Genomic DNA, 19,970 nt, shown 5'->3' on the forward strand with positions numbered 1-19,970 from the left:
CTCGAAAGCAACAGTGTAAGGAGACCGCCCGTGGCGGAGCTGAGAACCGAAGAAGAGCAGCTGGACGCGATCAAGCAGTGGTGGAAAGCCAACGGCAAGTCACTGATCGTGGGTATCGTCGTTGCCCTCGTGGCCGTGCTCGCCTGGAATGCCTGGCAGCGGCATCAGGCGAATGAATCCGCTAACGCCTCGATCGCCTACCAGCAGTTGATGGCGATCGCCGGCAGCGACCAGCTCGACGACAACGCCCGCGAGCAGGCCTTCACACTGGCCGACCAGCTTCAGAGCGACCATGGCGGCTCGCTCTACGGCGACCTCGCCGGGCTGCTCGAAGCCAAGATCGCCGTCGATGCCGAGGATTACGATCGCGCCCGCGACACGCTCGATGACGTCATCGCCCAGTCCGAGCGTCCCTACATGCAAGGGCTCGCCCGCATCGACCTCGCCCGGCTCCAGCTTGCCGACGGCGATGCCGATGCCGCGCTCGAGACGCTCGACACCACCGTCCCGCAGTCGCTCGACGCCCAGCGACTGGAAGTGCGCGGCGACGCTCTGGTGACGCTCGATCGCCCCGACGAGGCACGTGAAGCCTACCAGCAAGCGCAAACACAAGCTCAAGACACCGACCAGACGCTTTACGGTCTCGAGCTCAAGCTAGACGATCTCGGTGCAGAGGATGCCGCCCAATGAAACTCTATCGCCTACTGCTGCCACTCGGCTTGACGGCCACGCTGCTGGCGGGCTGCGCGGGCAGCGTCGAACCGCAGTACCCGCCCAAGGACCTGACCGACTTCGACAAGCAGGTCGACCTCGATGCACGCTGGAGCGAAGGCGTCGGTGAAGGTCTCGGCCGCGCCCGCTATCCGCTCACCCCGCTGGTCGACGGCGGCACGCTTTACGCGGTCGATCAGACGGGTGCGCTTCGCGCGCTGGACGCCGACAGCGGTGAGACCGAATGGGAAGTCGAGCTGGGGACTGCCATCTCCAGCGGCATCGGCGCCGACGGCGGCCGACTCTACATCGGCACGCGCAACGGCGAAGTCCTCGCGATCGATCGGGAAGACGGTAGCGTCGACTGGCGTTCGCGCGTCTCGAGCGAAGTGCTCGCGCCGCCTCAGGTCAACAGCTCGCTGGTCGTCGTGCAGAGCGTCGACGGTGCAGTGACCGCGCTGAATCGCCTCAACGGCGGCGAGCAGTGGGTCTATACCAGTTCCCAGCCGGCGCTCACGCTGCGCGGTACCGGTGCCCCCAGGGTCATCGAGCCGGTCTCGTTCGCCGGCTTCGCCAACGGTCGTCTGGTCACGATCGACAACCGCAGCGGACAGACCCTGTGGGACATGCGTGTCGCCGTCCCCCAAGGGCGTACCGAAGTTGATCAACTCGTCGACGTCGACGGCCAGCCGGTCCTCACGCAGGACGGTCGTCTCTACGTCACCAGCTACAACGGCCGTCTGCTGGCGCTGGAAGCGACCTCCGGCGAAGTGATCTGGGAGCACGAGGAGTCCAGCTACCTGACGCCGCTGGTCGTCGGCAACTACCTGTTCACGGTCAATGAAGCGAGCCATGTCATCGCCGTCGAGGCGGATACCGGCCGCGTCATGTGGGATTCGGATACCCTCGAGGGTCGCGAGCTGACCGCGCCCGCCTTCGTCGATGGCAATATCGCGATAGGTGACGCCGAGGGCTACGTGCATCTGCTCGACGCCACCAGCGGCGAGATGCGCGGACGCACCCACGTCGACGGTAGCGGCCTGAGTCTGCCGCTTCTCACCGGCGACCGGCGCCTCTACGCGTTCGCCAACGACGGACGCCTGGTCGCCTACGACCTGGAGAACGTCGAGTCGCAGTGACTCGGCGAATGGCTTCGGCCTGATCCCGCCGGGAGCCCTCACCGGCTCTGCATCATCGGCCCCGCTTCAGCGGGGCCGATGCGTTCGAGGGCCCGCGCCTCGGCGCATCCGCCGCTAACGCCGGTGCCACGTGGCTATGCTAGAATGCCGGCCTGACGTCGCCGAACCCGCGCCTGCGATATCGCCGCGACCGTCGTTTCTCTTGCCACCCGCCTCTTTGCGAATCGCCATGATCCCCGTTATCGCCCTGGTCGGCCGACCCAACGTCGGCAAATCGACGCTATTCAACCGCCTCACCCGCAGCCGCGATGCGCTGGTGGCCGACTATCCCGGCCTCACCCGCGACCGCAAATACGGCAGCGGCCAGCTCGGCGACAAGGCCTACACGGTGATCGACACCGGCGGCATCAGCGGCGACGAGCAGGGTATCGACGCTGCCATGGCCGAGCAGTCGCTCACGGCGATCGACGAGGCGGACATCGTGCTGTTCCTGGTCGATGCGCGGGCCGGTCTGATGCCCGCGGACGAGGCGATCGCCAATCACTTACGGGTGAATCAGAAAAAGACCTGGCTGGTGGTCAACAAGACCGACGGCCTCGACGAGCAGATCGGCATGGCCGACTTCTGGGGTCTGGGTCTCGGTGATCCGCGGCCCATTGCCGCCTCCCACGGGCGCAACGTCACCCTGCTGATCGACGAAGTGCTCGCCCCCTTCCCCGAGCGCGATCCGAGCGCCGGCCCGCAGGGCGATCACAAGGGCATTCATATCGGCATCGTCGGCCGGCCGAACGTGGGCAAGTCGACGCTGGTCAACCGGATGCTCGGCGAAGATCGGGTGGTGGTGTTCGATGAAGCGGGTACCACGCGAGACGCGATCGAGATTCCCTTCGAGCGCCGCGGCAAACCCTATGTGCTGGTGGATACCGCCGGGGTACGCCGACGCAAGAACGTCAGCCTGACCGCGGAGAAGTTCTCCATCGTCAAGACGCTGGAGGCGATCAAGGAGTGCCATGTGGCGATCATGGTACTCGACGCGCGCACCGGTCTGGTCGAGCAGGACATGCATCTGCTCGACTTCGTGCTCTCCAGCGGTCGGGCGCTGGTGCTCGCGGTCAACAAGTGGGACGGCCTCGAACAGGAGGCGCGGGACAAGATGCGCACCGAGATCAAGCGCCGTCTGGGTTTCGCCGACTACGCCGAGCTGCATTTCATCTCCGCGCTTCACGGCACCGGCGTCGGCGATCTCTACAAATCGGTCGACAAGGCGTTCGACAGCGCCAACACCCACTGGTCGACCAACCGTCTGACGACGCTTCTCCAGGACGCCGTCAGCGAGCATCAGCCGCCGATGATCCACGGCCGGCGCATCAAGCTGCGGATGGCACACCAGGGTGGCACCAACCCGCCGATCATCGTCGTCCACGGCAATCAGACCGCCTCGCTGCCGGAAGCCTACAAGCGCTATCTCACCAACACCTTCCGCAAGGTGTTGAAGGTCCGCGGCACGCCGATTCGCTTCGAGTTCCGCTCCGGCGACAATCCGTACGACGACCACGCCGATGCCAGCGACCGTGAGAAGGCGCGCGCACGCCAGCTGAGCCGGACCAAGGAAGCGCGCAAGAACCGGCGTTGAGGGCAGCCCAAGCCTCGCATCGGTACCCTTCGAGCCGCGCGGGCGCCGGGCCGGCCACTGCGATCGCCGCTTCTACGGCGATGACGACAACGACGATGCCCCGGGCCGCTATGCGACCCGAGGCATCGTCGTTTCAGCGCGTGGCTAGCTCCGCCGCTGGCAGTCGCCACGACCGAGACTGTGCGGCGTGGCCGTCTACTCGGCGCGACTCCCCTCGCCGCGTCAGAGGCTGCCGATGAACTCGAGCATGAGGCGATTGAGCTCGTCGGGGTGGGTGAAGTTGAGCCCGTGCGGTGCACCGCTGACCACTTCCAGGCGGCTGCCCTCCACGCGGTCGTGAGTGCGCTGCCCGCTCACTTCCAGCGGGACGATGCCGTCGGCGTCACCGTGGATGACCAGCGTCGGCACGTCGATGCGGTCGAGATCCCCGCGAAAGTCGGTTTCGGCGAACGCCGTGATGCAGTCCAGGGTCCCCTTGGGCGAAGCGAAACTGGCGATCGTGTGGCAGTAGCTCAGCACTGCCTGGCTGACCGTCGGGGCATCGTCGCCGTGATTGACGAACTGACGGCCGAAATCCGTCAGGAACCCCACCCGATCCTGCTTGACGCCCGACTTCATCTCCTCGAAGACCGACGCGTCGACGCCGTCGGGATTGTCCTCCCCCTTGAGCAGATACGGCGGCACCGCGGCGACGAACAGTGCCGCCGCGACGCGGTCGCTGCCGTGACGCCCGAGATAGCGCGCCACTTCGCCACCACCCATGGAGAAGCCCAAGAGCACTGCGTCCCTGAGCGCGAGTCCGGTCATCAGGCCGTCGAGATCGTCGGCCAGGGTATCGTAGTCGTACCCCGTCCAGGGCTGGCTCGAGGCGCCGAAACCGCGGCGATCGTAGGCGATGACCCGATACCCCGCCTCGGTGAGTGCCGCGATCTGGTGCTCCCACATCCTGTGACTCAGTGGCCAGCCGTGGATCAGCACGACCGGGCGAGCGTTACGCTCACCCGCATCGAGATAGTGGATATCGACCGCTTCCGAAGTGGCATTGTCCACGCGTAGCGTTGGCATGACGTCTCCTTGTCAGAATGAATCGAACCGCGAGGGCCGAGACCGTGGCGTGCGGTCGTCCTCGTCGGCTGCCTTCATCTATAGAAGTCGAACGCGGTATGCGCCATCCCCGCGCCACGCCGCTCGCGTTCACACGTCGGGGCCGCGCGGCGACTCGGCCTCGGCGAGTGCCAGACACACTCGGTCGCGCCCGCGCTGTTTCGCCTGATACATGGCACGGTCCGCGGCTTCCAGCAACGCATCGGCATCTGTCCAGTCCCGGGTACAGCTGATCCCGGCGCTGAAACTCGCACGAAACGTCTGCGTGCCGGCGACGCACTCGAGCCCCGCGAAGCTCTGTCGAATCCGCTCGATCGCGTCCCGTGCCTGAACGAGCGTGCAGGATGGCAGGATCGCCACGAACTCCTCGCCGCCGTAGCGACCGACGTGATCGACCCGGCGCAGACGCTGACGCAGCAGATTGGCCAGTAGCCGGATGACGTAGTCGCCGGTGGCATGACCGTAGGTATCATTGATCGATTTGAAGCAGTCGATGTCGATCATCACCACACAGGCACTGGTGTCGGCACGCTGGCTACGCGCCATCTCGATCTCGATGAGCTCCTTGATCGCCGGGTGCTTGATCAGTCCGGTCAAGCCGTCCCTCGCCAGCGCCAGACTGAGCTGACGCGAGCGCTGCGCCCGCGCCGTCACCGCGGCAATGAGCGCAACATCGGTAATCGGCTTGACCAGAAAATCGTCGCCGGCCTGGGCCAGCGCCTGGGCCTGGCGCTTGGCATTGGACTCCGCGGAGAGATAGATCAGCGGAATCTTCAACCAGTCGTCATCGAAACGGATGATGCGAGCCAGCTCGGGCCCCGAGCAGCCCGGCATGTTGATATCGATCAGCACGAGATCGGGAACGAAGTCCCGCAATCCCTGCAGTACGGCTTGAGGCTCGGTAATGACGCGGGATTCGATACCCGCGCTCTTGAGCGTCAGCCGGAAGTGCTCGGCGAGTTCGACGTCGTCATCGACGATCAGTGCCCGATAAGGCTCCTGCTGGGGCAGATTGATCAGGTGTCGCAGCCGACGTTCCAGCGAGGGCAGATCCACGGGGTGGTTGAAGAAGCCCTGAGCGCCGTGGCGGACGGCGTGCAGGCGCGCGTCGAATCCGCCCTCGTCGCTCAGCAGAATGAGCATCGCGCTGGGCATCTTTTCCAGTGTCGCCTTCCACTGCGACTCGTCGATGCGAGCCGCGTCGACGATCAACGCGTCGACGGCCATCGACTCGGGCGCTTGCGCCGATGCCGACTCGGGCGCTTGCTCGTGGCAGGACGCGAGCTTGCGGCAAGCATAACCGAAGCCCTGCAGCGACTGGACCAGATGATCGCTCAGCTCCCCCGCCATCACTGCGATCTGTACCTCACGCTCGCCGCTGGCGAGCTCTTGGCTCTCGCGCGACTCGCCAACGGCATCGTCCGGCGTCTCCAGCAGTTCGCGCAGAATCTCCTCGAGGCGATGATGCATGGCGGTGAGCATGGGCGGCGAGGGGGCGATGGCGCTCTCCATCGCCGTCTGCAGCCAGAGTTCGAGCTCGCGCATCTCGCTGCCGAGCTTGGCGTAGCCGAACGTCCCCGCCGAACCGGCGTTGCGGTGAAGGCCCTGTCGCAGCGTCTGCAGCGACTCCGGGTCGATACCCTGTTCGTGGGTGCTCAACTCACGCGTCTGAGCCAGCAGCGTCTGCAGATCGTGGGTCAGGCGAAGGCGGTACTGTTCGCGAAGCGCGGCGAGTTTCGCCTGGACGTCGTCATCCTGCATGGGCCCGCTCCCAGATCGTTCGCAGCTGTGCCGCGAGTGTCATCGGGTCGAAGGGCTTGACCACCACATCGAGGGCGCCGATGGCGCGATAGTGCTCGATCTCGCCGGTCTGCACCTTGGCGGTCATGAAGACCACCGGAATGTCGCGGGTCTCCGCCTGCTCGCGCAGCCGTGCCAGCGTGGTCGGGCCGTCGATCCCGGGCATCATCACGTCCAGCAGGATGAGGTCCGGCTGCCACTCGCTCGCCCGTTCGAGCGCCGAGTAGCCGTCATCGCAGCTCTGCACCTCGAAGCCCCCGACGATTTCCAGCGCCACGCGCGCCACTTCCTGGATCGAGGGATCGTCCTCGACGTGCAGTATTCGTTGCAGGATCGTCATATCAAACCTTTCCCGTGGGGGTGGAATCTCGGCCGCGCGCCGTCAACTGACGATCGAACGCTTCCTTGAGCGCCTCGGGCGAGAGGCCCGGAGAAGCGATGGCAGTCTCGACGCGCCCGAGCAGCGTCGGCGCCAGTGCCTGCTCGGAGAAGAGGATCACCGCCGGCTGCTGGGCGAGCTGACTCAATAGCGGAATCATCTCCCAGGCCGTGCTGTGGGCGTCGGTCAGATCCAGCGAGATCAGGTCGTAGTCGTTGCTGCCCATCAGGTAGCGCGCCTCCTGGAGCGAGCGGGCGACGTCCAGAGTGACCGTGGGGGCGAGATAGCCGGCGATACGCTGGGTCAAGTCGCTGTCACTCTCGACGTGAAGCGTGCGCTGATGCGTCGTCGCTGCGTGGGTCGATCCCTGAAGCGCCGCCGCCAGACGCGCTTCGTCGAACGGCTTGCCCAGCCAATCCACCGCGTTGAGCTCCCCGCCGATTTCCAGACGCCCCTCTTCGGCCACGGCCGAGATCACCAGCACCGGAAGATCGCGCGTTCTCGGCTGCTCGCGCAGCTTGCGCAGCAGCGTCAGCCCACTGCCGTCGGGCAGCATGAGATCGAGGGTGATCGCATCGAAACTGCGCCGCTCCAGCCAGTGGGTCGCCCCTTCCAGGGTGTGTGCGGTCTCCGCGCGATAACCCCACTGGCGTACCAGAATCGCCAGCAGCAGCGCCGTGTCCGGATCGTCTTCGACGATCAACACACGAGCCCCCGCCGCCAGCTCATCCGGTGAAACCGTGTCGAACGACTCGGCAGCGGGACGCTCGAGCCTAGGTAACTCGAAGAAGAAACAGGCCCCCTGTCCCTCCTCGGAGAAGAAGTCGATCGCCCCGCGCATGCGCTCGATGAGCTCTCGCGTAATGGCCAGACCGAGACCGGTGCCGCCCTGCTTGCGTGTGGTCGAGGCGTCGGCCTGAGAGAACTTCTGAAAGATGCGTTCATGAAAAGTCTCGGGAATGCCGGGACCGTGGTCGATCACGCTCACCCGCACTCGGTCCCCGACCGGCTCGACCCGCACTTCGACCTGCATGTCCGGTGGCGAAAACTTGGCCGCGTTGGAGAGCAGGTTGCTCAGCACCTGCTGAAGTCGCATGGCATCGACGCTGACCGTCACCCCGTCCAGCCGCTGGCTGACGACGTAGTGGACGCGATACTGATCGGCATAGGCCTGATTGGACTCGACCGCCTGATCGATCAGCGGCATCAATGCCTGCTCGCGCATTTCGAAGGCCATCTTGCCGGCGACGAGCTTCTCCATGTCGAGCAGATCGTTGATCAGTAGAATCAGCCGCTGCGCGTTACTGTGGGCCACGGCCAGCATCGAGCGCATCGACTCGGGCGGCGTGCCGAGTGCCCCGCCCTGGATCAGCCCCAGCGAGCCGGAGATCGAAGTCAACGGCGTACGCAGTTCGTGACTCACAGTGGAGATGAACTCGCCTTTCAGACGCTCGCCGCGCTTGCGCTCGGTGACGTCGTGAACGAAGCCGTGCCAGAGCGTGCTGCCGTCGGCCTCCCGTTCGGGGATCGACTGTCCCGCCAGCCAGATGACGTGTCCGTCGGGGTGACGGACCCGGTATTCCGAGTGCCAGGGGGTGAGATGCGTCTGCGACTCCTGAATCGATGAGATGATCTTCTCCCGGTCCTCTTCGACGATCATCTCGATGACCCTGGAAGCATCCGCCGCCGCCTCCGCCGGCGAAATGCCGTAGTACGCATTGATCGCATCGCTGGCGTAAGGGAAGGTGGATTTGCCGTCGACGCCGATCCGGTACTGGAAGATCAGGCCCGGTGTCTGCGAGGCGATCTTGGTCAGCCGCTGAGTCATCTCTTCACGCGCCCGGACCTCGCCCCAGCGCATCAGCGTGGCGCCGACCCAGCGCGCGAGCAGGCTGACGAACTCGCGGTCGATCTCGTTGAACTCTCGCGAACGGGGCTCGTCACTGCTGAAGGCAAGCGCGCCGTAGCGCTGGCCGTGCACCCAGATGGGCGTGCCGATATAGCTCTTGAGGGCGTAGCGCTGGCGACACGGATGATCCAGCATGCCCTCACGATCGGCATCGGCGAAGGCGACGACCTCGTCGCCGGACAGCGTCAGTTCGCAGAACGTTTCACGCGTGGCGAACTCGTCCCCCGCCGTGAAGCGCTGGTCCGGGGAGTACGCCGCCTGAATGAGGTAGCTGTCGCCACGAATACGGTTGGCAACCGCGAAAGGCAGCTCCAGGTATTCGGCCCCCTCCTGCAGTGCCCGTTCGAGCAGGGCTTGAAACGATACCTCCTGAATCGCGGCGATATCGTTGAGCGCGCGAAACGCCTCCTTCTGCGACTCCAGACGCTGATTCAACGCCTCGAGCGTGGCCTTCTGAGATTCGAGCCGCTGCTGGTGCTCGATCATGGCCCGCCGCGTGACCCGACGCGCCGCCCACAGCAGCGCCAGCAGACACGCCTCGGCGATCAGCCAGGCCACGCCCCAGCGCAGCCAGGTAGAGACGACCAGCGCATCGCGATGCTCGACCTGCGAGGTGATGTCGCTCCACACCGCCACCGCCGCCACTGGCCCATCCGTGTCGCCGCTCTCATCGAAAGGCACGAGTGCCAGCAGATAGCTGCGTCCGTCCGGACCGGCGATCACTGAGTGACGCTCGCCGTGGGTGACGACGGGAAGTTGCCCGTCGTCACGCCAGCGCGTGATCTCCGGTCGCGAACTCTCGTCGACGCGCCAGTTCACGACTCGCTCGCTGCTGCGCGACGTCGCGGTGAGCAGCGCGGCCCCGCTGCCCAGGCGCGCATCGAGATAGTCGGCCCCCGGGGCGATATTGAATGCCACCTCGAGCAGACCGGCCAGGGGGCGATCGTCTTCGGCATCGTCAGGCGCGCGAATCGGTGCGATACCCACCGTCGTCGCGCGCTCCCCGTCGAATTCAGTGCCGTAGACCGCCTCGCGCCGCTGCCGGCTCTGCTCCAGCAGATAGCGCTCGCTTGGCGAGTGCCCCTGCCGCCGAGAGGTCTGCACATCGCCCAGCGTGCCCATGCTCAAGAGATTCAGCGGACGCTCCCCGTCGAGAAACACGTTGAGCTCGAGGGCGCCTCCCGCTTCCAGCGCCTGCCAGTAGGGGGCGAGTTCCTGGCGCAACGTTTCGCGCAGCGGTGCCCGCTCGGCAGGCGACTCGAGGGCGGCCGCGCGCGCCACCAGCCCGCGAAGCCTCGGGTCGAGTGCCAGGGTCGACGCCAGCACCTGCACGCGACGTTCGAGCCCCGCCTTGGCGGCGGTAACGGTGATGCCCTGCTCCCGCGACTGAAACGCGATATCGCGCTGGAACGCCTCGCGATCGTTATCGAGCGCCTCGATCAGCATCCAGCTGAAGAACAGGGTCAAGAGGGCGCTGCCCAGAAGGCTCAACTGAAGGGGTAGACGAAAGCGTTTCACGCCGGCTCCTCGATCGTATGCAGCACACGATGGATGAAAGACCGAACGTGTTCATTCAGTCTTTTTCATGAGCCTAACGCATTCATCGGCTTTTGGAATCGAGAACAGCGTGCGAACCCACACGCTGACAGGCGAATTGCCAGGCCGCGCGACCGCTACGAACGCCACGAAGCGTGGCGAAGCGCACCGCCTCTTCTCGCGCCGTCTCGCCCCAGGCGCTCTCGCCGCCAAGATGGATCACCCAGTGGCGACAGGCCTCGAGATAGGCCTGCTGGTCGAAGGGGTGGAAGGCGAGCCAGAGTCCGAAGCGATCCGATAGCGAGATCTTCTCCTCCACCGCATCACCGTGATGCAGTTCGCCGTCCACGAGCTGGGTCTGCTGATTGTCGGCCATCGATTCCGGCAGCAGGTGACGCCGATTGGAGGTGGCATACAGCAGCACGTTGTCCGGTGGCCCGGTCAGCGTGCCGTCGAGTACGCTCTTGAGCGCCTTGTAGGCGTCGTCGCTGCCCTCGAAGGAGAGGTCGTCGCAGTAGACGACGAAACGCTCGGGTCGATCTCGCAGCCGCTGAACCAGCACCGGCAGGGCAATCAGGTCGTGACGATCCACCTGGATCAGACGCAGCCCATCGTCGGCGAGCGTGTTGAGCAGCGCGCGGACCATCGACGACTTGCCGCTGCCGCGTGCGCCCCAGAGCAGCGCGTGGTTGGCGGGATAGCCTTGCAGAAACGCCTGCGTGTTCTCGACCAGCGCCCGCTTCTGGCGCTCCACGCCGATCAGGTCGTCCAGGCGCACGGCGTCCCGCGGCGCGACCGGCACCAGCTGACCGCCGAGCGGATGCGCCTGCCAGAGGGCGGCGATATCGCGCTCCCAGTCGACCACAACGGGCGGCTCGGGCAACCATGCCTCTACCCGATCCAGAAGGCGGCTCAGCCGCTGACTCAACTCCTGATCCATCTTCGAACATCCTCTGCTGAATAGATGCCGACGCGCGCCGATAGTACGCTGTCGGCGACGCCCTGGGCTTGCCCGGCGCGACGTTTCGTGCGAGAACGCTCGACGTCGACCGTGGGCGGTGACCGTCGGCGTTCGGCGTATCTTGTCCGCCAAGCGCGCCGGGGTCCACCCGCGCCGACCCCTGCCCTCAGCTTCGCCGATATCACCGGCGACCGGAGCCCTGCCGATGATGCTCGTCTCTCACCTTCGCCCCGTCATTCTGCTGCTGCTCCTCTCGCTGGGTGGCTGCCTGGCACTGCCCCAGGTCGGCTTCATGCTGGGACGAATCGCACTGACGTCGATGGGCGTGGAGGACGTGCGTATCGGTAACTATCACTTCGATCCCGGCCTCGAGCAGATCGACGAGCTGACGCTGTTGAGTTCGGGCCTCGCCCTGGCGGGATTGCCGGTCAACTTCGATCTGCCGCTGGCCCTGGCGCTGCCGACGAGTGCGCCGGCCATTCAACTCCAGGGTTTCAGCTGGTCGCTCGAGGTCCCCGGTGCCGAGCCCACGCAGGGCGAGATCACCGAGCCGATCGCGCTGGCCGGTGGCGACACCGCCACGGTCACACTACCCGTCTCGCTCACGCCCGAGGTCACCGGCGCCCGGGAGACGCGGGTCTCGGCGCTACTGGCGCTGGCGCGACAACTCAGCGGCGACGCTGCCCTGCCCGCCGGCAGTCGGCTCGCGTTCACCCCGAGGCTGCCCGCGGAGATCGCACGCCTCGTCAGCGCACCCACGCTGCATTTCGATGTCGGCGAGCGCAGCAGTGCGAATGGCAGTGACGTCCCAACGGACAGTGACGCCCCGAGTGACGCTGAGGACTTGCATGACAGCGACGCCCCGGATGACGACAGGGCCCTGAACCTCCGTCGCCAACCCGACGACGTCTAGCGCCGTGAGCTCACCCGGGTGTAACGACGAGCAGCGGCGCCGAAGATGACGCCCAACGAGCGCACGGACTGCCGAGGTGCGCTTGGAGGTTGACCGCCCCGGCGGGCGGGGTATCTTGAGCGGATCGATGGCCGGCCTCGCCGGCCCGCCCCAGTGCGTCGATCATTACTGACAACCACGATAACGATAGCCCCGTATTCGGAGACCTCCATGCCAGCAAGACCCGCCCGCCTCGCCATCGGCGCGCTCGCCGTGGCCGCTCTGGTCAGCGCCTGCAGCACCTCGCCGCTCGGTCGCAACCAGCTCGCCTTCTACTCCGACGGCGATCTGGCCGAAATGGGCCAGCAGAGCTTCGCCCAGTACCAGCAGGAACTGCCCACCGTCGGCGGCGCCCAGGCCCAGTACGTCCAGTGCGTGGCGAACGCGATCACCGCCGAAGTGCCCGCCAGCGAAGGCATCGCCAGCTGGCAGGTCAAGGTCTTCAAGGACGACAGCGCCAACGCCTTTGCCCTGCCGGGCGGCTATATCGGCGTCAATACCGGGTTACTCGACGTCGCCACCAACCAGGATCAGCTCGCCGCCGTCATCGGCCACGAAGTGGGCCACGTCCTCGCCCATCACGCCAACGAGCGCGCTTCCACACAGGCGGTGACGCAGGGTGGTCTGTCGGTGCTGCAGAGCGCAGTGGGTCTGCAGGGTCAGAGCGGCGAACAGGTGATGGGACTGCTCGGTGCCGGCGCGCAGTACGGCGTGGTGCTGCCGTTCTCGCGCAAGCATGAATCCGAGGCGGATCTGATCGGGCTCGACCTGATGGCAGACGCCGGCTTCGATCCCTCCGCGAGTCTCGCGCTGTGGCAGAACATGGCCGCCAACAGTCAGGGCGAGCCGCCGGCCTGGATGTCGACCCACCCGAGCAACACCCAGCGCATGGAGGACCTGCGCAACCGTCTGCCCGAGGCGACCCCGCGCTACCAGCAGGCGAAAGCCGACGGCAAGCGTCCCAACTGTCGTCTCTGACGTGATCATCCGAGCTCAGGGCGATAGAAGCTCATGACGATAGGCGCTCATGGCGACAGCCGCAGGTCGATACGCGCCTGGTGACAAAGGACGCGCCGCCCCGCTGAAACGAAGAAACCGCTGNNCAGCGGTTTCTTCGTGAGAGACCAATGACGGTGAGCGCGGCCTACAGTGCCCGGCGAAGCTGCTCACGCAGTGCCCGTGTCTCCGGCGTGACACCCCGCCACAGCGCGAACGACGCCGCGGCCTGCTCGATCAGCATGCCGAGTCCGTCGAGGGTTCGTGCGCCGCGATCGCCAGCCCAGCGCAGAAACACCGTCGGTTCGGCGGCATACATCATGTCGTAAGCGACACCCCCGTCGAGGAAGAGGTCGTCGGGCAGCGGCGGCAGGTCGCCGGCGAGGCTCGCGCTGGTCGCGTTGATCACCACGTCGAACGGCCCCGTGACGTCTTCGAAGCCGCATCCGTCGATTTCACCGCACTCGGCGAAGAGTTCGGCGAGCGCGCGCGCCTTTGCCACCGTGCGGTTGGCGATCGTCAAGGAGGTGACGTTCGCCGCCAGCAGCGGCTCGATCACGCCCCGCGAGGCGCCCCCCGCCCCCAGCAGCAGCACGCGCGCGCCGTCGAGCGGTGCCGCGTGAAACGCGAGATCGCGTACCAGCCCGACGCCATCGGTGGTATCGCCGTGGGTGGCGCCGTCGGCGTCGACGCTGAGCGTATTGACGGCGCCGGCGAGTCGCGCCCTGGCGGTGAGCGTATCCGCCAGTTCGAACGCCGCCTCCTTGAACGGTACGGTGACGTTGGCACCAGAGCCGCCCTCGGCGACGAAGCGTCGCCAGGCACCGGCGAAATCCGCTTTCGGTGCCTCGATCGCCGCGTAGCGCATCGCCTCACCGGTCTGCTCGGCGAAGGCGGCGTGGATAGTCGGCGAGCGGGAGTGGCCGATCGGGTTGCCGAAGACGGCGTAGCGGTCTGTCATCGAAACATCACTCCTGTCGAACGGCTTGGCGGTCGGGGATTTCAGACCCGGCGTCGATACCCAGCCAGTCTCGCGGCACGAGGAAGGCATCGAGCTCGGCCTCGTCGCTGTCCGCCTGGGGCGCCCACTGGTACTGCCAGCGCGCCATCGGCGGCATCGACATCAGAATGGATTCGGTACGCCCGCCACTCTGCAGACCGAACAAAGTGCCACGGTCCCACACCAGGTTGAACTCGACGTAGCGCCCGCGCCGATAGGACTGGAACTCGCGCTCGCGCTCGCCGAACGGCGTCTGTCGGCGGCGTTCGGCAATCGGCCGGAAAGCCTCGATGAAGCTGTCACCGACGGCGCGCTGAAAGGCGAAGCAGTCGTCGAAGGCCCACTCGTTGAGGTCGTCGAAGAAGAGTCCGCCGACGCCGCGCGTTTCATCTCGATGCTTGAGATAGAAGTACTCGTCGCACCAGCGCTTGAAGCGCGGATAGACCGACTCACCGAAAGGGTCGCAGGCGGCCTTCGCCACCGCGTGCCAGTGCTCGACGTCCTCGAGATAGGGGTAGTACGGCGTGAGATCGAAACCGCCACCGAACCACCACACCGGGTCCTCCCCTTCCTTGTCGGCGATGAAGAAGCGCACGTTGCCGTGCACCGTCGGGACGTGAGGGTTGGTGGGATGCAGCACCCAGGAGACGCCGACGGCGTGAAAGCTGCGCCCGGCGAGCTCCGGGCGCGCCGCGCTTGCCGAGGCCGGTAGCTCGGCGCCGAAGACATGGGAGAAATTCACCCCGCCCTTCTCGAACAGCGCCCCCTCCTCGATCACTCGCGAGCGACCGCCGCCGCCCGCTTCGCGCTCCCAACTCTCTTCGCGGAACGTCTGCGCGCCGTCCAGCGCTGCGAGGTCGTCGCAGAGGCGATCCTGCAGATCCTGCAGGTAGGTCTTGACGCGTTCGAAATGGGGATGAGCCACGGTCACTCTCCTGGGTCGGTCGAAGGGTTCGGTCGGTTGCATGGGTCGACCGCTACGCGCACCTGCGCGAATCGGCCGGCGATAGCGTCACTCGCGAAGCGTTCGATCGCTTGCGAGATCGCGGATGGTGCTGGGGCGATCGCGGCCGCCAAGGGCCCCCTCGACCACGACATCCACCGCGTCGCCGAAGAGCGCGCGGACGGCGTCGCGGCTCATCGCCGGCGGTTCACCGGCGCGGTTGGCCGAGGTCGAGACCAGCGCCCCGCCCCAGGCCGCACAAAGTCTGCGTACCAGCGGATGATCGCTAACGCGCACGGCAAGCGTGGGATGCCTGCCGCGCAGCAGCGTCTGGGCGTGGCCGTTATCGGGAATCAGCCAGGTATTGGGGCCGGGCCAGCTCGCCTCGAGCCGCCCGCGAGCCTCGGCGTCGATACCGGCGAGCCAGGGCTCGAGCTGGGCGATTTCGCCGGCGATGAGAATCAGCCCCTTGTCGCTGGCGCGCCCCTTCAGCGAGATCAGTCGCGACAGCGCCGTGGCATCGTCAGGATCACAGCCAAGCCCCCACACCCCTTCGGTGGGATAGGCGATCACCCCGCCCTGCTCGAGCGCGGCCACCGCCGCCGCCATGGATTCGCCGTCTGAACTCTCGCGCATACCCCAATCCCGTCGAATCGATCATCGTTACGAACGCGTCACGACGCGCCTCGTGAAGCCCGCGCCTCGTGGAGCACGCCCGCGCCGCCTCGTTGGCGGGATCTTAACATGCGTGACGGCGACGCTTGGGCGTGCCCAAGCGTCGCACCTGCCCAGCGGATCGCGTCGCACCTGCACAGCGGATCGCGTCACACCTGCTCCACGCTGTAAGACTGGCGAGCGGCGCCGTCGATGACCATAGTGAGACGTCGAAGTCACCCGACATCGCGAACGAGGAGTGATCGATGCCCCGCCCTTCCCTACCCCACCGAATGACGTCGCAGTCGACATGGGTCCGCTCGCTGGCCGGTCTGATCTGCGCCGGCGCGCTCACCGCCTGTGCGCAGCCGCCGGCCCAGCCGCCGGCACCAGCGCCTGCGCTTTCCGATGAACTGGTCATGGCAACGGCCTGGATGCAGACCGCCGGCGAGTACGCCGCGCTCAGCCATCAGGCCTTCAATCTGGCGCGCATGAATCTCGATCGTGCACTGGCGGCGGATGACGGGACGCGTCGACCGGCGATCATCGTCGATGTCGACGAGACGGTGCTCGACAACTCCCCCTATCAGGCGTGGCTGATCGCCAGCGGCGAGAACTACCAGAGCGACACCTGGCATCAGTGGGTCGAGCGGGCGAGCGCCCAACCGATGCCCGGGGCGAGTGAATTCCTGGACTATGCAGCGACTCGCGACGTGGAGATCTTCTACGTCACCAACCGCCGCGACAGCGAGACCGAAGCGACGCTCGCCAACCTGCAGCGGGCCGGCTTCCCCGACGCCAACGCCGAGCACTTCCTGCCGCGCACCGATTCCAGCGACAAGACCGCACGCCGACAGCGGGTAGCGCAGTCCCACTGGATCGTGCTCCTGATGGGGGACAACCTAGGCGATTTCTCGGCGGGATTCGATCGCGAAAGCGCTGAGGCGCGCCGTGCGGCGGTCGATGCCCAGGCCAATGCCTTCGGCGCGCGCTATATCGTGCTGCCGAACCCGGCCTACGGCGCCTGGGAGGGCGCGATCTACGGCAACGACTTCAGCCTCGACGACGACGAAAAGGCCCGAGCACGGCGCAACCATCTTGAAGCCTGGGGTGGGCCGACCACGCCCTGACCACAAAGGCCGAGCGTCCGTGCGGTCGAGCAGTCGAGCAGTCGAGCGGTCGAGCGGTCGAGCGGTCGAGCGGTCGAGCGGTCGAGCGTCGATTCAGCCTCGGCGCCGCACCCAGCCGCCGCTGGTCTGGGCCACGCGGCCCTCGAGCTCCAGTTCCAGCAGGGCGAGCTGGAGCTCCCCCACGCCCTGACCGGTGGCATCGACCAGCAGATCCACCGGCGTTGGGGCGTCGCTGAGATGGGCCAGCAGCGGCGAGCGTGCCGACTCGTCGACAGAGGACGTCTCGGCCGCAGCAACGCCGTCGCCGGTCATGCCATCGGCCCTGTCATTCGGTACCGGGCTTGCCGCCCAGTGCCCGAGTTCAGCCAGAATGTCCTCGATCTCTCGCACCAGCGCCGCCTCGCCGCGCTGAATCAGGCGTAGGCAGCCGCTGGCCTGAGGATTATGGATCGAGCCGGGAATCGCGAAGACCTCACGGCCCTGCTCGAGTCCCAGCCGGGCACTGATCAGCGAGCCGCTCTTCTCGGCCGCCTCCACTACCAGCACGCCCAGCGATAGCCCGGTGACGAGACGATTACGTCGAGGAAAGAACCGAGCATGCGCCCGGGTTTCGGCCGGATGCTCGGAGAGCAGCAGCCCGCCCTGTTCCACCAGCGCCCGATAGAGCCCGGCATGTCGCGGCGGATAGATCACCTCCACGCCGCAGCCGAGCACGCCCACCGTTCGCCCGCCCGCTTGAAGCGCCGCGTGCTGGGCGATGCCATCGACCCCCAGCGCCATGCCGCTGACCACGCCGAAGCCGCGGGTCACCAGCTCGCGGGCGAAGCTCGCGGCGTTGTCCCGACCCTCCCGTGTGGGCCGGCGCGTCCCCACCATGGCAAGCGACGGCGGCGCGAGTGCCGCGAGATCCCCCTTGGCCCAGAGTACGACGGGCGGGTCGGGAAGCTGATCGAGCAGCGCGGGCCAAGCCGGGTGGCCGGGGTACAGCAGATGGTGATCCGAGCTCGCCGCCTCCCAGGCCAGCGCCGTGTCGATCTCTTCGGCGAGCGAACTCTTGTCGGGGTGATCGAGCCAGAGCCGCAGCGACTGCGCCAGTGACGCCGGCAGTGCCGCCAGCCAGCCGTGGGGCCAGCCGGGTTCGCCGGTCTCGCGCCAGCGAGCGATCAGCGGGGCGAGCCGGCCCGGCCCCAGCCCGGGTATCGCGCGAAGCGCCAGCCAGTCCGCCGGTCGCAGGCTCACGGTGCCACCTCGCCCGCGAGCGTCGTGCGCAGATCCCGCGGCACGACCAGCCGATCCCCCACCGACAGCGGCTGAGACGCGCGCATCACCAGCGCATAGCTCACCCGCTCGAAGACGCGAAAGACCATCACCGCCCCGGCTTCGATATCCGGCAATGTGACGACGCTCTCCCGATGATCGTCGCGAACCCGCTCCCCCTGGCGCATCGCCTGCAGCACGTGCCCGACCTCGAGACCGTCGCGACGGCCACGATCCAGCGTAATGACGTCCAATCGCCCCACGTAGCGCACTCCTCCCGGGGCGTCGATCAGCGTGGCGACGACTGGAGCGCTCGGCGCCCGCGGCGCGAACTGCGTGGCGATGCCCCCCTCGTCGAGCGCGAGCAGGAAGTCGCCGCCGCGAATCTCCTGGACCGCGTCGAGCACCGCCAGTTCGCCGACGCTTTCGAGGTTGCGGCGCACTCGTGCCCGGCCGAGCCGGTGCAGCTCGAGCCCGAGAAATTCGCCGCTGCTGGCATCGTGATAGCGTGCCCCAGGGCGATAGATACCCAGCACGCTGCCCTCCGCCGGCAGCCCGCCGTTGGCATAGAGCCTGTCCCCCGGACCGCTGAGAAGGCGCTGTGAATCGCCCGCGACCACGGTGGGCGCGCCGTCGAGAACACCGGGATCGACCACCTGATAGGCCGACAGAAATACCCGCACGTGCTCGAGCGGCAGCCCCGGTACCGCGTCGCGCGCCGGCGCCCGGCGCACACCGGGCGAGAGCGTCACCGTCTCGCCGCGACCGCGATCGAGAGAGATCCGCGGTCGCGACGCGTTGCCGTCGAGCACGATGACGTCACCGGCGAAGAGCCGATCCGGCGAGGCGATGGCCGGATTGGTCGCCATCAGCTCCCGCCAGCGCCAGGGTTGCTCGAGAAAGCGCGCGGCGATGCCCCAGAGAGTATCGCCCTTGCGCACCGTGTACTGCGCCGGGGCATCGGGCTTGAGCGTCAGCGCCTGGACACCCGGCGTCATCACACCGGATGCCATCAGCAGAAACAGCAGCGCAGCGGCGCGAAACCGGCGCCGACCGCCAGGGACGACGGGGAAACGTGAGTGCATGAGCGGGTCTCGATAGCGCATTGCCCAGTAGATCGGCGCTCCGGCCAAAGACTTGAACGGTCGAGTGGCCCACACCGAGCACGCTCGGCTTCGAGACACGCAAGGTTTGAGAACCGCGGCACCCGGCTTACAATGGCGGGCTACTTCACTACCTGCCGACGGGCGTCCACGCTATGGCCATCAGAACCATCCTCGAATATCCCGATCCACGTCTGCGGACCCAGGCCGCGCCGGTCGAGCAGGTCGACGACGCGATTCGTGCCCTGGTCGACGACATGATCGAGACCATGTACGACGCCTCGGGCATCGGGCTGGCGGCCACCCAGGTCGACGTGCACCAGCGGGTGATCGTGATGGACGTCAGCGACGATCGCAGCTCGCCGCTGGTGCTGATCAACCCGCGCTACGAGCCGCTCGACGACGAACGCCAGCCGCTGCAGGAAGGCTGCCTGTCGATTCCCGACTACTACGCCGAGGTGCCCCGCGCCCTTCGCGTGCGGCTCAACGCCACCGACCGCGACGGCAAGGATTACGAGCTCGACGCCGACGGCCTGCTGGCGCACTGCATCCAGCACGAGTGCGACCATCTCGAGGGCGTGCTGTTCGTCGACTACCTCTCGCCGCTCAAGCGCGACCGCGTGCTCAAGAAGATGCAGAAACGCCAGCGTCAGGATCAGAACGCCTGACGCGCGACGCTCGTCGTCGACGCCGTCTGAAACGCGTACCGGGCCGGTCATCGCTGCGATGCCGGCCCGCGTGCGTTTCTCGCGATCCCGCACCG

Annotated in this window: 17 protein-coding genes; 7 read left to right on the top strand and 10 right to left on the bottom strand. The window is 66.9% G+C overall.

Annotation, left to right across the window (positions count from 1 at the left end; genetic code table 11):
* The first annotated feature begins 30 nt into the window (after nucleotides 1–30).
* From DOM33_RS05045 to der, 3 genes are all read left to right on the top strand, one after another.
* On the top strand, nucleotides 31–690 hold the full coding sequence (locus tag DOM33_RS05045) for a YfgM family protein (protein ID WP_110666382.1): 660 nt from the start codon (nucleotides 31–33) through the stop codon (nucleotides 688–690).
* Entirely contained in the window at nucleotides 687–1,850 is a 1,164-nt protein-coding gene (bamB, locus tag DOM33_RS05050; RefSeq protein WP_110666384.1) for an outer membrane protein assembly factor BamB, read from the top strand. The genes DOM33_RS05045 and bamB overlap by 4 nt, the downstream gene beginning before the upstream one ends.
* Before the next feature lie 229 nt (nucleotides 1,851–2,079).
* Complete coding sequence (der, locus tag DOM33_RS05055; RefSeq protein WP_110666385.1) at nucleotides 2,080–3,483, top strand: ribosome biogenesis GTPase Der; 1,404 nt, start codon at nucleotides 2,080–2,082, stop codon at nucleotides 3,481–3,483.
* 222 nt (nucleotides 3,484–3,705) lie between these two features.
* Here der and DOM33_RS05060 read toward each other — a convergent pair whose 3' ends face one another.
* From DOM33_RS05060 to DOM33_RS05080, 5 genes are all read right to left on the bottom strand, one after another.
* On the bottom strand, nucleotides 3,706–4,548 hold the full coding sequence (locus tag DOM33_RS05060) for an alpha/beta fold hydrolase (RefSeq protein WP_110666387.1): 843 nt from the start codon (nucleotides 4,546–4,548) through the stop codon (nucleotides 3,706–3,708).
* Nucleotides 4,549–4,677: 129 nt separating this feature from the next.
* Nucleotides 4,678–6,348 (bottom strand): GGDEF domain-containing response regulator, encoded by a 1,671-nt coding sequence (locus DOM33_RS05065; protein WP_110666389.1) that lies wholly within the window; start codon nucleotides 6,346–6,348, stop codon nucleotides 4,678–4,680.
* On the bottom strand, nucleotides 6,338–6,727 hold the full coding sequence (locus DOM33_RS05070) for a response regulator (protein WP_110666391.1): 390 nt from the start codon (nucleotides 6,725–6,727) through the stop codon (nucleotides 6,338–6,340). Before DOM33_RS05070 ends, DOM33_RS05065 begins: the two co-directional genes overlap by 11 nt.
* 1 nt (nucleotide 6,728) lies before the next feature.
* A complete protein-coding gene (locus DOM33_RS05075; RefSeq protein ID WP_110666393.1) occupies nucleotides 6,729–10,193 on the bottom strand; it encodes an ATP-binding protein in 3,465 nt (1,154 codons plus the stop codon).
* Between the two features lie 82 nt (nucleotides 10,194–10,275).
* On the bottom strand, nucleotides 10,276–11,151 hold the full coding sequence (locus DOM33_RS05080) for an ATP-binding protein (protein ID WP_110666395.1): 876 nt from the start codon (nucleotides 11,149–11,151) through the stop codon (nucleotides 10,276–10,278).
* A 226-nt stretch (nucleotides 11,152–11,377) separates the two neighbouring features.
* On the opposite strand from DOM33_RS05080, the gene DOM33_RS05085 reads away from it, so the two are divergent.
* Nucleotides 11,378–12,085 carry an LEA type 2 family protein gene (locus DOM33_RS05085; protein WP_110666397.1) on the top strand — a complete coding sequence of 236 codons (708 nt, stop codon included), beginning with the start codon at nucleotides 11,378–11,380 and terminating at the stop codon, nucleotides 12,083–12,085.
* 210 nt (nucleotides 12,086–12,295) lie between these two features.
* Nucleotides 12,296–13,102: a M48 family metallopeptidase gene (locus tag DOM33_RS05090; protein WP_110666399.1), complete on the top strand. Its 807-nt coding sequence runs from the start codon at nucleotides 12,296–12,298 to the stop codon at nucleotides 13,100–13,102.
* 166 nt (nucleotides 13,103–13,268) lie between these two features.
* Here the strand turns inward: DOM33_RS05090 and aroE are convergent, their stop codons facing one another.
* From aroE to tsaC, 3 genes are all read right to left on the bottom strand, one after another.
* Nucleotides 13,269–14,081, bottom strand: coding sequence for a shikimate dehydrogenase (gene aroE / locus DOM33_RS05095; protein ID WP_110666401.1), 813 nt, complete (start codon nucleotides 14,079–14,081; stop codon nucleotides 13,269–13,271).
* Nucleotides 14,082–14,088: 7 nt separating this feature from the next.
* Complete coding sequence (hemF, locus tag DOM33_RS05100) at nucleotides 14,089–15,045, bottom strand: oxygen-dependent coproporphyrinogen oxidase (protein ID WP_110666403.1); 957 nt, start codon at nucleotides 15,043–15,045, stop codon at nucleotides 14,089–14,091.
* Between the two features lie 87 nt (nucleotides 15,046–15,132).
* Complete coding sequence (gene tsaC, locus DOM33_RS05105) at nucleotides 15,133–15,699, bottom strand: L-threonylcarbamoyladenylate synthase type 1 TsaC (protein ID WP_110666404.1); 567 nt, start codon at nucleotides 15,697–15,699, stop codon at nucleotides 15,133–15,135.
* Nucleotides 15,700–15,983: 284 nt separating this feature from the next.
* On the opposite strand from tsaC, the gene DOM33_RS05110 reads away from it, so the two are divergent.
* Entirely contained in the window at nucleotides 15,984–16,847 is an 864-nt protein-coding gene (locus DOM33_RS05110) for a 5'-nucleotidase, lipoprotein e(P4) family (RefSeq protein WP_110666406.1), read from the top strand.
* 93 nt (nucleotides 16,848–16,940) lie between these two features.
* Here the strand turns inward: DOM33_RS05110 and dprA are convergent, their stop codons facing one another.
* Both dprA and DOM33_RS05120 read right to left on the bottom strand, forming a co-directional pair.
* Nucleotides 16,941–18,080, bottom strand: a complete 1,140-nt coding sequence (gene dprA / locus DOM33_RS05115; protein ID WP_110667551.1) for a DNA-processing protein DprA — start codon at nucleotides 18,078–18,080, stop codon at nucleotides 16,941–16,943.
* A gap of 2 nt (nucleotides 18,081–18,082) precedes the next feature.
* The gene (locus DOM33_RS05120) at nucleotides 18,083–19,189 is read right to left on the bottom strand and encodes a LysM peptidoglycan-binding domain-containing protein (RefSeq protein ID WP_162617892.1); all 1,107 of its coding nucleotides are present in this window, start codon (nucleotides 19,187–19,189) and stop codon (nucleotides 18,083–18,085) included.
* A gap of 173 nt (nucleotides 19,190–19,362) precedes the next feature.
* Here DOM33_RS05120 and def point away from each other — a divergent pair, with 173 nt between their 5' ends.
* A complete protein-coding gene (def, locus tag DOM33_RS05125; RefSeq protein WP_110666410.1) occupies nucleotides 19,363–19,875 on the top strand; it encodes a peptide deformylase in 513 nt (170 codons plus the stop codon).
* Nucleotides 19,876–19,970 lie beyond the last annotated feature (95 nt).

The sequence above is a fragment of the Salinicola halophilus genome (genome assembly GCF_003206155.1).
Classification (GTDB): Bacteria; Pseudomonadota; Gammaproteobacteria; order Pseudomonadales; family Halomonadaceae; genus Salinicola; species Salinicola halophilus.

What these genes read in the sequence shown, in the direction of transcription:
- bamB (WP_110666384.1), top strand. Translation starts at nt 687, where the DNA reads ATGAAACTCTATCGCCTACTGCTGCCACTCGGCTTGACGGCCACGCTG.
- der (WP_110666385.1), top strand. Translation starts at nt 2,080, where the DNA reads ATGATCCCCGTTATCGCCCTGGTCGGCCGACCCAACGTCGGCAAATCG.
- DOM33_RS05060 (WP_110666387.1), bottom strand. Translation starts at nt 4,548, where the DNA reads ATGCCAACGCTACGCGTGGACAATGCCACTTCGGAAGCGGTCGATATC.
- DOM33_RS05065 (WP_110666389.1), bottom strand. Translation starts at nt 6,348, where the DNA reads ATGCAGGATGACGACGTCCAGGCGAAACTCGCCGCGCTTCGCGAACAG.
- DOM33_RS05070 (WP_110666391.1), bottom strand. Translation starts at nt 6,727, where the DNA reads ATGACGATCCTGCAACGAATACTGCACGTCGAGGACGATCCCTCGATC.
- DOM33_RS05080 (WP_110666395.1), bottom strand. Translation starts at nt 11,151, where the DNA reads ATGGATCAGGAGTTGAGTCAGCGGCTGAGCCGCCTTCTGGATCGGGTA.
- DOM33_RS05085 (WP_110666397.1), top strand. Translation starts at nt 11,378, where the DNA reads ATGATGCTCGTCTCTCACCTTCGCCCCGTCATTCTGCTGCTGCTCCTC.
- DOM33_RS05090 (WP_110666399.1), top strand. Translation starts at nt 12,296, where the DNA reads ATGCCAGCAAGACCCGCCCGCCTCGCCATCGGCGCGCTCGCCGTGGCC.
- aroE (WP_110666401.1), bottom strand. Translation starts at nt 14,081, where the DNA reads ATGACAGACCGCTACGCCGTCTTCGGCAACCCGATCGGCCACTCCCGC.
- tsaC (WP_110666404.1), bottom strand. Translation starts at nt 15,699, where the DNA reads ATGCGCGAGAGTTCAGACGGCGAATCCATGGCGGCGGCGGTGGCCGCG.
- DOM33_RS05110 (WP_110666406.1), top strand. Translation starts at nt 15,984, where the DNA reads ATGCCCCGCCCTTCCCTACCCCACCGAATGACGTCGCAGTCGACATGG.
- DOM33_RS05120 (WP_162617892.1), bottom strand. Translation starts at nt 19,189, where the DNA reads ATGCACTCACGTTTCCCCGTCGTCCCTGGCGGTCGGCGCCGGTTTCGC.
- def (WP_110666410.1), top strand. Translation starts at nt 19,363, where the DNA reads ATGGCCATCAGAACCATCCTCGAATATCCCGATCCACGTCTGCGGACC.